We start from the raw sequence: 11818 nt of genomic DNA, 5'->3' as shown, positions 1-11818 counted from the left end.
GACCGTTCCTCGGGGGCGAGGAGTCCCACGATCATCGAGATGATGCTGATGATCAGGGCGCCGAGGATGGCGTCCCAGAAGAAGCTCTGGACGGTGAAGCTCAGGCCCACCATCTCGGCGATCCACGACGTCAGGCTGAGCATGACGGCGTTGAGGACGAACATGAACAGCCCCAGGGTCAGCACCAGCAGCGGCAGCGAGAGCACGAACAGGATGGGGCGCACCACCGCGTTCAGCAGACCGAAGATCAGACCCACGGCGGCGACCGCGATCACCTGGGCGACGACATCGGACTGCGCACCGAAGACGATGCCGGGAACGATCAGCGAGGCCACCCACAGAGCGAAACCGTTGATCGCGATGCGAAAGAGCACGTTACCCATGTCGGCATCCTGGCAGGCCAAACCGGGCGGGACCTGGGAGGTGGCTAGGGTGAGGCCATGAGCGAGCACGAAGAGTCCGCAGTACGGCTACGCCGCACGCTGCGCGCGGTGCCGGCCTACAAGCCGGGCAAGCCCGCGGGCTCGACGGGGGCTGAGCCGGCCTTCAAGATCAGCTCGAACGAGAACCCCTACCCCCCTCTTCCGTCCGTCTTGGAGGCGGTCAACGACGCGGCGCGGTCGATGAACCGCTACCCCGACATGGCGGTGACGGCGCTGACCCGGGAGATCTCGCAGCGCCTGGCAGTCCCGGTGGAGAACATCGCCACCGGCACGGGAAGCGTCGGGGTGTTGACCCAGCTGGTCAACATCACCTGCGATCCGGGTGACGAGGTCGTCTACGCGTGGCGCTCGTTCGAGGCCTATCCGATCGTGGTTGCGCTCGCGGGGGCCACCTCGGTCCAGGTGCCGCTGGACGCAGACTTCCGGCACGACCTGACCGCGATGACCGACGCGATCAGCGCACGCACCCGGCTGGTGCTGGTGTGCTCACCGAACAACCCCACCGGCACCGCCGTGCACACCGACGAGCTGCGCACCCTGCTGGACGCGGTGCCTCATGACACGCTGGTCGTCATCGACGAGGCCTACCTGGAGTTCACCACCGACCGGCGCTGCCCCGACGCCCTGGCGATGTACCGGGAGTACCCCAACGTGGCGGTGCTGCGCACCTTCTCCAAGGCGTATGGCCTGGCCGGCCTGCGCATCGGCTACTGCGTGGCCCCCGAGGAGGTTGCCACCGCCCTGCGCAAGGCAGCCACGCCCTTCGGGGTCTCCGACATCGCGCAGCAGGCGGCTATCGCCAGCCTGGCCTCCTTCGACGAGCTGCAGGAGCGGGTGGACGCCCTGGTCGGGGAGCGTCAGCGGGTCGTCACCGCGCTGCGGTCCCAGGGCTGGGACGTGCCCGAGACCCAGGCCAACTTCGTCTGGATGCCGCTCGGCGAGGACGCCCTGGACTTCGCCGACGCGTGTGCCGGGGCGGGGTTGATCGTCCGCCCGTTCCCCGGCGAGGGCGCCCGGTGCACGATCGGGGAGACCGAGGCGAACGACCGGTTCATCGAAGTCGCCGCGTCGTACGCAGGCACCCGTGCGGCCGTGGCCGGTCCGGTAACGTAGAGGCGTTCAACGTCGGCGAAGATCAGCCGGGGTCGGAGGAGGGCATGTGAGCGACACCGAGGTCGCCTCTGCATCGGGACCGCCTGTGGCCACCGACGAGCCGCCGCAGGTGGATGTGACCGACGGCGGCCCGGACATGGTGCAGTTCCTCGACGCCGACGGTCAGCGCGTGAGCCCCAGCGAGGTCAGCGAGCCGTACTCCTCCTACCTCGACGACGTCACCGAGGACGACCTGCGCGCCTTCTACCGCGACCTGGTCCTCGTGCGCCGCGTCGACGCGGAGGGGTTCGCGTTGCAGCGCCAGGGTGAGCTCGGACTGTGGCCCTCGCTGCTCGGACAGGAAGCGGCCCAAGTGGGAGCCGGCCGCGCTATGCGTCCCCAGGACTACGCCTTTCCGGGCTACCGGGAGCACGGCGTCGCGTGGTGCAAGGGGGTGGATCCGGTCAACTTGCTCGGCATGTTCCGCGGGGTGAACCACGGTGGCTGGGACGCGGCGGAGAACCACTTCCACCTCTACACCATCGTCATCGGCAACCAGATGCTGCACGCTACCGGGTACGCGATGGGCGTGACGCGCGACGGCGCTGTGGGCACGGGCGACCCCGACCGGGACACGGCGGTGATGGCCTTCACCGGCGACGGGGGGACGGCGCAGGGCGACTACAACGAGGCGCTGGTCTTCGCGGCCGTGACCCAGGCCCCGGTGGTGTTCTTCGTCCAGAACAACCACTGGGCGATCTCTGAGCCCAACGACAAGCAGTTCACGATCGGGGTCTACCAGCGGGCTCGTGGCTTCGGCTTCCCGGGGGTCCGGGTGGACGGCAACGACGTCCTGGCCACCTATGCCGTGACCCGGGCCGCGCTGGACCGGGCCCGTTTGGGTCAGGGCCCGACGCTGATCGAGGCGTTCACCTACCGCATGGGGGCGCACACCACCTCGGACGACCCCACCAAGTACCGGATCGAGGCCGAGGTCGACCTGTGGCGGGCGAAGGACCCGATCGACCGGCTGCGCGCCTACCTGTTGGCCCAGGAGCTCGTCGACCAGGCCTGGCTGGACGACCTGGGCCTAGAGGCCGACGAGCTGGCCCGGCGCATCCGCAGGTCCTGCCAGCAGATGCCCGACCCGGAGCACTCGGCCATGTTCGAGCACGTCTACGCCGAGCCGCACCCGGGGGTCGAGCGGGAGGCCCGGGAGCTGGCCGAGTATCTCGCCGGGTTCGAGGAGGACTGATGGGGACCTCGGCGGGCGCTGCGACGAAGATGAGCATCGCCAAGGCGCTCAACGCCGGGATGCGCGCCGCGCTGGAGGCCGACGAGAAGGTCGTGCTGATGGGGGAGGACGTCGGCAAGCTGGGCGGGGTCTTCCGCATCACCGAGAGCCTGCAGAAGGACTTCGGCGAAGAGCGCGTGGTCGACACCCCCTTGGCCGAGTCGGGGATCCTGGGCGCAGCGGTCGGTCTGTGCCTGCGCGGCTACCGCCCGGTGGTGGAGATCCAGTTCGACGGGTTCGTGTACCCGGCGTTCGACCAGATCGTCAGCCAGGTGGCCAAGATGCACTACCGGTCGCTCGGGAGGCTCACCCTCCCCCTGGTCATCCGCATCCCCTATGGGGGCGGCATCGGGGCGGTGGAGCATCACAGCGAGTCGAACGAGGCGTACTTCGCACACACCGCGGGCCTGCGAGTCGTCTCGTGCGCCACGCCGGAGGACGCGTACTGGATGGTGCAGCAAGCCATCGCCAGTGACGACCCCGTCGTGCTCTACGAGCCGAAGCGGCGCTACCACGAGCGCGGCGAGATCGAGCTTGCCCAGAGCGCTCCCCTGGGGCTGCACCAGGCTGCGGTGCGCGTGACCGGGGAGGACGTCACCCTGCTCACGTACGGCCCGATGGTCAAGGTGGCGATGGCGGCGGCCCAGGCGGCCCAGATGGAGCACGGCCCCTCGGTCGAGGTCGTCGACCTGCGCTCGCTGTCCCCGCTGGACGTGCCGGTGGTCACCGAGTCGGTCCGCAAGACCGGGCGCGCCATCGCGGTGACCGAGGCGCAGACCTTCCTCGGCATGGGTGCGGAGCTGGCCGCCACAGTGCAGCGGGAGTGCTTCTACCACCTCGAAGCGCCCGTGCTCCGAGTCGGGGGCTACAACATCCCCTACCCCCCGAGTCGCCACGAGGAGGTCTTCCTGCCCGACCTGGACCGCATCCTGCACGCGGTCGACACCGTCATGAGCTACTGAGCGTAGTCGCCGACTCAGGCACAGCACCGAGGAGGAGTCATCGTGCCGTTGTTCCCGCTGCCCGACCCGGGTGAAGGGCTCGTCGAGGCCGAGATCGTCACCTGGAAGGTCAAGAAGGGCGATGAGGTCACGACCAACGACGTCGTCGTCGAGGTCGAGACGGCGAAGTCGCTGGTGGAGCTGCCCATTCCCTACGACGGCGTGGTGCGGGAGCTGCTCGTCGCCGAGGGCGACGTGGTCGAGGTGGGCACGGCGATCATCGACATCGACGACGGCGGTGCGGGCAACGCGGAAACGCCGCAGAGCCGCGAGCTCGCGTCGGACAGGTCGACGGACCCGCAGCGCGCCGAACCCGACGGAGACACGGCCCAGGTCTCGCGACCGGACGACCTGGTCCCCGAGGTCGCCGACGACCCATCCGCGCGGGGGGCCTCCACCGCCCGTGAGGCCAACCTCGTCGGCTACGGCCCTTCCGTCGGGTCGACCACCCGCCGGCGTCGCAAGAGCAGCACGGACGGCTCGTCCACCGGTTCGGGCAGTGGGGATGCGCGACCCCGGCCCAAGGCCAAGCCGCCGGTGCGCAAGTATGCGAAGGACCGTGGCGTCGACCTGGCCGCTGTGCGCGCGACGGGTGAGGACGGAGTGGTCACGCGGGCGGACATCGACGCCCACCGGCAAGAGACGCAACCCAGCGAGGACGCGCTGTCCGCGGACGCGACACCCTCGCCGAGCGCTGTCGCCGGCTCCACCGACGCGCGCGAGACCCGCGTCCCGGTCAAGGGCGTGCGCAAGATGACCGCGAACGCGATGGTGGACTCGGCGTTCACCGCCCCACACGTCACCGAGTTCATCGCCGTCGACGTCAGCGCCACGATGGAGCTCGTGCAGCGGCTGAAGGACGACCGCCACTTCCGCGACGTCAAGGTCAGTCCCCTCCTGGTGCTGGCCAAGGCCCTCGTGGTCGCCGTGCGCCGCCACCCCGACCTCAATGCGGTCTGGGACGGGGTCACCGGCGAGATCGTGCAGCGGCACTACGTCAACCTGGGCATCGCCGCGGCCACCCCGCGGGGCCTGATCGTGCCGAACATCAAGGACGCGCACGAGATGGACCTGCACCAGCTCGCCGAGGCCCTGCAAGAGCTGGTCGAGACCGCGCGCGCCGGGCGCACCCAGCCTGCGCAGATGTCCGGAGGCACGATCACCATCACCAACGTCGGCGTGTTCGGCGTGGACACAGGCACTCCGATCATCAACCCCGGCGAGTCCGCCATCGTGTGCTTCGGCGCGGTCCAGCGTCGCCCGTGGGTGGTGACCTCGGACGGTGTCGAACGGATCGAACCGCGGTGGGTCACCGAGCTGTCGATGTCCTTCGACCACCGCCTCGTGGACGGCGAGCTGGGGTCGCGCTTCCTGGCCGACCTCGCGGCGCTGCTCCACGACCCCGCCCTCGCGCTGGTGTGGGGCTGAGCCCGCGCATGGCGCTGCGCGCCCGCGTCAAGGACCGCCTGTTCACCGCGCTGTGCCTCATCGTGGCGATCGCGGTGCTGGTCGTGGGTTTCTCCCGCGGCAACTCCAAGGTCGCCCTCGGCGGCGCCGGGATCTTCCTCGGGTATGCCGTGCTGCACTGGGCCGCGCGCCGGCTCACCCCCGGCGCCCGGCTGGTCATCGGCTCCGAGGCTGATGCGGCGGAGAGGATGGTCCAGGTCAGGGCGACCCGGCTCGCCGGGCAGGTCGCCCTCGCGCTCCTGGTGCTGGCGGTGCTGTGGTGGGTCCTGTGGGACTCCCGCGCCGCGCTGTGGGTCGCCGTCGCATGCGCGCTGGTGCTGGCGAGCTTCGTCGGGGGGCTGGTGTGGTTCAGCCGTGCGGCCACGAGGCCTTCGCGCACCTCGTCAGCCGGAGCCGCCTGAGGAGGTGCAGCTCGAGGTGAACTCCTTCTGGGCCTCCTCCGAGTCGGTCATCTCGACCGGCTCGTAGGTCACCTCCCCGGACTCCGCGTCGGTGCCGCCCTCCTCGGCCGCCCGCTTGACCTCCGAGAACGGCATGTTGATGCTGGCGAGCAGCGCGGCCTGCTCGCTGGACCCCTCGGTGCCGAGCTCGTCGAGCTGTTCGGCCAGCACATCGACCTCCATGAACTCCACCTCGGTCAGATGGTCTTCGGCTCCCTGGGCCACCAGCTCACGCCCGTCCAGCACCTGTGCGGCCACGGGTGCCATGCCCTCGAAGAACGCCACGCACACCTCGTCGTCCATCGAGGAGGCGTCGGGCAGGTCGCCGGAGCCGCTCTGGCCACCGGATCCGCTGGTCTGCGAAGACGAGTCCTGCGACTCCTTCTCGCCCTGTGAGCCCCCACCGCCCTCGGAGCCACCGGTGGCCTCTGCCTGGTCACCCTCGCCCTCGCCCTCGCCCTCGGCCGGGATGCCTTCGTCCTCGTCGCTGCTCTCCTCCTCAGCGAGCGCAGACTCCTCTCCCGGTGGAGTCTCGTCGGTCGTGGTGCATCCGGCGACCGACAGGGTCAACACACACAGTGCCAGCGCGGCAGTCTTCTTCATCGGCGCGTGCTCCTTCGTCGGCGATGGGACAGCAGGCTATCGGCCTGCGCCTCACGGTGTCATGACCAGTGCGTCCAACACGGCGCGCGCGGTCTCCTGGCTGCCCACCACCTTGTAGGCCGAGTCCTGCGTGAGACGCCGCCCGGCGCTGCGCCGGGTCAGAGCCTCGGTGGACATCGAGATCGTCGTGCTCTCGACGTCCTCCTCGGGATGCTGCTCCTGGTCCGCCGCGTCCTCGGCCGCCGTGTCCTGCGAGCCGGTGAACAGCTCGTGACCGACGACCTCGCCGTCCTCGTTGTGAGCCATCCGCACTCCCGTCCGTGCCGTGACCGGGCCGGTGCTCTCCAGGATGACCGTCTGCCCGGCCGGCAGCGACAGGCGCCGCGTCACCACCCGTGGGAAGGCGTCGACGATCCGCGCGACGAAGGTGGCCGCTGCGGGGCTGTCCAGGTTGCCGATGCGGCCGAGGGCCTCGCGCACATCCTGCTCGTGGACCCAGATGTCGATCAGCCTGCGGCGGAGCAGCTCACCGAGGGACATGGTCTTCTCCAGTGGAGCACGCACGGGCGTCTCCAGCGTGAGGTCCGGGTTGCCCAGCGAGGCGAGCCGGTTGAACATCACGGTCTCGAGCTCGGCCAGCACCTCCTCCAGGCTGTGCTCGCGGCGGGCCTGGACGCCGTGCTCGAGCCAGCGCGTGAACTCGCTGCGCAGGTGGCCGTCCTCGGTCAGCTCGGTGAGGGGGTAGGGCCCGCCGTCCAGGAACGCCTCCACGGAGGCGATATGCGCGAAGTGGTCCTTGACCGTCCAGCCCGGGCAGCTGGTGGGCTCCTCGGCCTTGCCGGCAGGGCAGGAACGCCCGAGGTCGATGAGGGACCGCATGGCCTGCCGGAAACCCTCCACGAGGTCGGGAAGCTCCTCGGGGGCGGCGGGGTGTGACGGCATGCCGATCAGCCTATCTAGCATGAAAGGGTGTCGCGCCCCCTGCTCCACCCCTCCGCCGAGGGCTCAGCGCCCGTGACCGGGGAGCCGTCGGCCCGGCTGCCAGGGTCGGGCGTGAGCTGGCTGCCGGTCTGCGCTGTGGTGGCCGTCGCACTGGCCTGGGCGCTGCCGGCCGCGGCCTTCAGCGGGGCGACCGCCCCGCTGCTGCTGGCCGACGCGGGACCGTGGGTGCGATGGGGGCAGGTGGTGATCGGGGTCGTGCACGACGTTGCCGCTGCGCTGAGCGTAGGCCTGCTGGTGGTCGGTGGCTTCCTCGTGCCGGAGGGCCGGACGTCGCGCCGGCGCGAGGTCGCGGCGACCGGCGCCGCGCTCGCGGCCTCGGTATGGGCCGCGGCGGCCCTGGCGTCGCTGCTCGTGGGCTTCGCGGAGGTGGCCAACCTGCCGCTCGGCGGGGCGGGCTACTGGAGCACGCTGTCCGAGAACCTTCTCGCCCTGGAGCTCGTGCGGCTGTGGACCATCGAGGTGGCACTGGCCACGATCCTCGCCGTGGTGTGTGCCGCAGTGCGCACCCGAGGCGGTCTGGCCTGGGCGGCCGTCCTGGCCTTCGCCACGCTCGTCCCCGTGGCGTACACCGGTCACTCCAGCGGCCTGGAGGGGCACGAGACGGCGGTGACCGCGCTCGGCATCCACCTGATCGCGGTGACCTCCTGGGTCGGGGGGTTGCTGGCGCTCATCGTGCTGCGCCCGCATCTCGGGCCGGCGCTGTTGCCGACCACCCGGCGCTTCTCCACCCTCGCCCTGTGGTGCTACGTCGCCGTCGGCCTGTCGGGGCTGCTCTTCGCGCTGGATGCCGTGCAGGCGTGGGATGACCTGCTCACCGCGTACTGGGCGCTGGTCTGGGGCAAGATCCTCCTGCTGGTGGTGCTCGGCGCGTCCGGGTACGCGCACCGGCGGTGGCTCCTGGGCCGCGGGCTGCGGGACGGTGCTGCGTTCTTCCGCCTGGCCACGGTCGAGGCCCTGGTCATGGCCGCCGCCCTCGGTCTGGCGGTCGCGTTGTCCCGGACGCCGCCGACCGGCGCTCAGGAGATCGACAGCACCTCCTCGGTGCAGCTGCTCACCGGCTACCCCGAGCCGCCTGTGCTGACGCCGGGGTCGTGGCTCACGGTCTGGCAGGTGAACTGGTTCTTCCTGCTGATCGCCGTGATGGCCGTGGGTCTCTACCTCGCGGGCGTACGACGCCTGAGGCGACGGGGCGACGGATGGCCGCTGCTGGCGACCGTCGCGTGGATCGTGGGCTGGGCCGTCTTCGTCTACACCACCCAAGGCGCGCCAGGCGTCTACGGAAGGGTGCTGTTCTCGATGCACATGGTCATGCACATGGCGCTGATGATGGTCATCCCGATCTTCCTGGTGCTCGGCTCGGCCATCACCTTGGCGTTGCGGGCCTTGGCGCCCCGCCGCGACAAGACCCTCGGCCCCCGAGAGGTGCTCCTGGCGGTCGTGCACTCGCGCTATGCGGCCGTGGTGGCCAACCCGGTCGTCGCGGCCGCGATCTTCTTCGGCTCTCTGGTCGGCTTCTACTGGAGCGGCGCGCTCGAGTTGGCTCTGACCACGCATATCGGGCACGTGCTCATGACCCTGCACTTCCTGCTCGCGGGCTATGCGTTCGTGTGGTCGCTCATCGGCACCGACCCCGGTCCGGCGAAGTGGCCGGCTCCGATGCGTCTCCTCGTGCTGCTGGCTACCCTCGCCGCGCACGCGTTCTTCGGCCTCGCGCTCATGTCGGGGACGTGGTTGCTGGCGCCGGGGTTCTTCAAGGCCCTCGAGCTGTCCTGGGACCCGGACCTGCTCGTCGACCAGCAGCTCGGCGGCACGATCGCCTGGGGTATCGGCGAGATGCCGACTCTGGTCCTGGCCATGCTCGTGACCTGGGACTGGCTGCGCCGCGATGAGCGTGACGCCAGGCGTGGGGACCGGCGAGCGGCCCGCGACGAGGACGCCGAGCTCGCTGCGTACAACGAGCGTCTCGCTTCGATGAACCGGCCCCGCTCCTAGGGCCCTGGCCGGCCGCGCTGCGGGCGTGGCCGGGTCAGAACGCGGCCTCCGGCACGTCCATGAGCGAGGTGTCCGTGGCGGTGACGATGGCGGCGTCGCTTCCCAGCCGCGGGAGGACCTCGCGAGCGAAGAAGCGCGCCGCCGCCACCTTGCCGGTGTAGAAGGCGTGCTCGGAGGCGGAGACCTCGTTCCCCAGAGCGCCGAGTGCGACCTCGGCCTGGCGCAGCAGGAGCCATCCGACGAGGACGTCACCGGCGGCGAGCAGCAGCCGCGTGCAGTGCTGGCCCACGATGTAGACCTGGTTGACGTCGCCAGGGCCCCGCGGGTCAGCCGCAGCCGCTCGCTCCACCAGGAAGGCGACCATCGTCTGGAGGTCCGTCAGGGCCCGGCCGAGCAGCTCGCGCTCGGCGCGCAGCGCGTCGTCCGGCGCCCCGCCCGCGATGAGCTCCTGGACCTGTGCGGTGAGGGCGGAGAACGCCTCGCCGCGGTCTCGCAGGATCTTGCGGAAGAAGAAGTCGAGGCCCTGGATGGCCGTCGTTCCCTCGTAGAGACTGTCGATCTTGGCGTCGCGCACGTACTGCTCCACGGGGTAGTCGGTGAGGAACCCCGACCCCCCGAACGTCTGGAGCGACTCGGTGCCCAGCAGCACCCAGGCCCGCTCGGAGCCGCAGCCCTTGACCAACGGCAGCAGCAGGTCGTTGATGCGTTGGGCCAGGTGGGTCGGCGAGCCGGGCACGAGGGCCTCCGCGCCAGACTGCACCTGCGCGGCGTGGACCGTGTCCTGGTAGGTCGCCGTGAACAGCATGAGCGCCCGAAGCCCTTCGGCATAGGACTTCTGCAGCATCAGTGAGCGACGCACATCGGGGTGAGCCGTGATCCGCACCCGCGGCGCGGACTTGTCCGCCATCTGGGTCAGGTCGGCGCCTTGGAACCGTTCCTTGGCGTACTCCAGCGCGTTGAGGTAGCCGGTCGACAGCGTGGCGATCGCCTTGGTGCCGACCATCATCCGCGCGTACTCGATGATGCGGAACATCTGGGCGATGCCGTCGTGAACCTCGCCGAGCAACGTGCCGACCGCCGGGGCGTCCTCGCCGAACCTGACCTCGCAGGTGGTGGAGACCTTGAGTCCCATCTTCTTCTCGACGCCGGTGACGACGACCCCGTTGCGCTCGCCGAGCTCGCCGGTCCCGAGGTCGACCTGGAACTTCGGCACCACGAACAGCGACAGGCCCTTGGTGCCCGGCCCGGCCCCCTCGGGGCGAGCCAGGACGAAGTGGACGACGTTGTCGTAGAAGGGAGCCTCAGCGGAGGTGATGAAGCGCTTCACCCCCGTGACATGCCAGGTTCCGTCTCCGGCCGGGGACGCGGTCGTGCGGGCGGCGCCGACGTCGGAGCCCGCATCGGGCTCGGTGAGCACCATCGTCGCGCCCCATGGCTGCTCGACCATGAGCTCGGCCAGGCGACGCTGCTCGGGCGTGCCGAGGCGGTGGAGCACCTCGGCGAAGGTGTACCCGGAGGCGTACAGCTTCACCGCCGGGTTGGAGCCCAGGATCATCTCGCCGACGGCCCAGGACAACGAGGGAGGAGCGGCGGCGCCCCCGAGCGGCTCGGAGATCTCCAGCCGGCCCCAGCCGGAGTCGATGTAGTGCCGGTACGACGCCACGAAGGCCTCCGGCATGCTCACCTCGCCGGTGCCGGGGTCGAAAGCCGGCGGGTTCCGGTCGGACTCCGGGAGGCTGTCGCCGAGCCGACCTTCGGCCAGGGTGGCGACCTCGGCCAGGACGTCGCGGGCCGTCTCGGGGTCGATGTCGTCGAACGGGGGCACGCCCATGACGGCTTGCCGGTCGAGCACCTCGAACAGGTTGAACTCCAGATCACGCACGTTGGCCCGGTAGTGACTCACCTCCCCAAGGGTATGCGCCCTCCGCCTTCCGCACCCCCAGCCAGATGTCGTCACCTCCATCGCCGAGCTCGAGGCTGGAGGTCTCCTACCTGGCTGGGGGTGGCGGTGGCGGTGGCCGTGGCGTGGTCCTACGTCAACCCTAGGCCAGCGCGGGGATCGAGGTCAGCAGGGCCAGGCTCGGTACCGACGCCTGGGCGAGCGCGGCCCGCGTATAACGGGGTCCGCCACCCATGCGCAGCACCGCCGCCGCGGCGACCATGCTGCCGCAGCTGAAGAGGTACAGCGTCCAGCCGGCCGTGGCGTATCCGGTCAGCAGGAATACGGGCCCGAGCAGCGCCCCGATGGCCAGGAAGAGGTTGTAGAAGCCCTGGTTGTAGGCGAAGAACGCGGCGTCGTCGGCCGCCGCCTGGTCGGGCAGGCGGAAGGCGCGCCAGACCTCGGGACGCCGCCACCACACCGTTTCGGCCAGAAAGATCGCGATGTGAACCAGGCCGGCGATGATGGACAGCACGGATGCGAGGACCGCCATGCCGCCAGTATGGCGAAGCGCGACAGCGAGCGGGGGACGTGGCCGGTCAACG

Annotated in this window: 11 protein-coding genes; 6 read left to right on the top strand and 5 right to left on the bottom strand. The window is 70.4% G+C overall.

What is annotated here, in order from left to right:
* On the bottom strand, positions 1-383 hold a 383-nt coding region (locus VJ976_RS02670), incomplete at its 3' end, for a phage holin family protein (protein ID WP_324098562.1).
* 57 nt (positions 384-440) lie between these two features.
* Between VJ976_RS02670 and hisC the strand changes: the two genes are divergently transcribed.
* Genes hisC through VJ976_RS02645 form a run of 5 tightly spaced genes read left to right on the top strand, consistent with a single transcriptional unit; the run spans position 441 to position 5698 of the window.
* Complete coding sequence (gene hisC, locus VJ976_RS02665; protein ID WP_324098561.1) at positions 441-1556, top strand: histidinol-phosphate transaminase; 1116 nt, start codon at positions 441-443, stop codon at positions 1554-1556.
* A gap of 46 nt (positions 1557-1602) precedes the next feature.
* Positions 1603-2790 carry a pyruvate dehydrogenase (acetyl-transferring) E1 component subunit alpha gene (pdhA, locus tag VJ976_RS02660; RefSeq protein ID WP_414693557.1) on the top strand — a complete coding sequence of 396 codons (1188 nt, stop codon included), beginning with the start codon at positions 1603-1605 and terminating at the stop codon, positions 2788-2790.
* Positions 2790-3791, top strand: coding sequence for an alpha-ketoacid dehydrogenase subunit beta (locus VJ976_RS02655; RefSeq protein WP_324098560.1), 1002 nt, complete (start codon positions 2790-2792; stop codon positions 3789-3791). Before pdhA ends, VJ976_RS02655 begins: the two co-directional genes overlap by 1 nt.
* Positions 3792-3833: 42 nt before the next feature.
* On the top strand, positions 3834-5258 hold the full coding sequence (locus VJ976_RS02650; protein WP_324098559.1) for a dihydrolipoamide acetyltransferase family protein: 1425 nt from the start codon (positions 3834-3836) through the stop codon (positions 5256-5258).
* Positions 5259-5266: 8 nt separating this feature from the next.
* On the top strand, positions 5267-5698 hold the full coding sequence (locus VJ976_RS02645) for a hypothetical protein (protein WP_324098558.1): 432 nt from the start codon (positions 5267-5269) through the stop codon (positions 5696-5698).
* Here VJ976_RS02645 and VJ976_RS02640 read toward each other — a convergent pair.
* Together VJ976_RS02640 and VJ976_RS02635 are read right to left on the bottom strand one after the other, a co-directional pair.
* Entirely contained in the window at positions 5681-6340 is a 660-nt protein-coding gene (locus tag VJ976_RS02640) for a hypothetical protein (RefSeq protein WP_324098557.1), read from the bottom strand. The genes VJ976_RS02645 and VJ976_RS02640 overlap by 18 nt on opposite strands.
* A 51-nt stretch (positions 6341-6391) precedes the next feature.
* On the bottom strand, positions 6392-7282 hold the full coding sequence (locus VJ976_RS02635) for a maleylpyruvate isomerase family mycothiol-dependent enzyme (protein WP_324098556.1): 891 nt from the start codon (positions 7280-7282) through the stop codon (positions 6392-6394).
* A gap of 27 nt (positions 7283-7309) precedes the next feature.
* Between VJ976_RS02635 and VJ976_RS02630 the strand changes: the two genes are divergently transcribed.
* On the top strand, positions 7310-9334 hold the full coding sequence (locus VJ976_RS02630) for a cytochrome c oxidase assembly protein (RefSeq protein WP_324098555.1): 2025 nt from the start codon (positions 7310-7312) through the stop codon (positions 9332-9334).
* Between the two features lie 34 nt (positions 9335-9368).
* On the opposite strand, the gene VJ976_RS02625 is transcribed toward VJ976_RS02630, so the two are convergent.
* Both VJ976_RS02625 and VJ976_RS02620 read right to left on the bottom strand, forming a co-directional pair.
* Positions 9369-11237 (bottom strand): acyl-CoA dehydrogenase, encoded by a 1869-nt coding sequence (locus tag VJ976_RS02625; protein WP_324098554.1) that lies wholly within the window; start codon positions 11235-11237, stop codon positions 9369-9371.
* A 139-nt stretch (positions 11238-11376) separates the two neighbouring features.
* On the bottom strand, positions 11377-11766 hold the full coding sequence (locus tag VJ976_RS02620) for a DUF1304 domain-containing protein (RefSeq protein WP_324098553.1): 390 nt from the start codon (positions 11764-11766) through the stop codon (positions 11377-11379).
* Positions 11767-11818 lie beyond the last annotated feature (52 nt).

It is taken from the genome of Ornithinimicrobium sp. (genome assembly GCF_035267225.1).
Taxonomy (GTDB): Bacteria; Actinomycetota; Actinomycetes; order Actinomycetales; family Dermatophilaceae; genus Ornithinicoccus.
This window is presented reverse-complemented; position numbering and strand designations above follow the sequence as displayed.

Coding starts and splice junctions, on each gene's coding strand:
- hisC (WP_324098561.1), top strand. CDS start 441: ATGAGCGAGCACGAAGAGTCCGCAGTACGGCTACGCCGCACGCTGCGC.
- VJ976_RS02655 (WP_324098560.1), top strand. CDS start 2,790: ATGGGGACCTCGGCGGGCGCTGCGACGAAGATGAGCATCGCCAAGGCG.
- VJ976_RS02645 (WP_324098558.1), top strand. CDS start 5,267: ATGGCGCTGCGCGCCCGCGTCAAGGACCGCCTGTTCACCGCGCTGTGC.
- VJ976_RS02640 (WP_324098557.1), bottom strand. CDS start 6,340: ATGAAGAAGACTGCCGCGCTGGCACTGTGTGTGTTGACCCTGTCGGTC.
- VJ976_RS02635 (WP_324098556.1), bottom strand. CDS start 7,282: ATGCCGTCACACCCCGCCGCCCCCGAGGAGCTTCCCGACCTCGTGGAG.
- VJ976_RS02620 (WP_324098553.1), bottom strand. CDS start 11,766: ATGGCGGTCCTCGCATCCGTGCTGTCCATCATCGCCGGCCTGGTTCAC.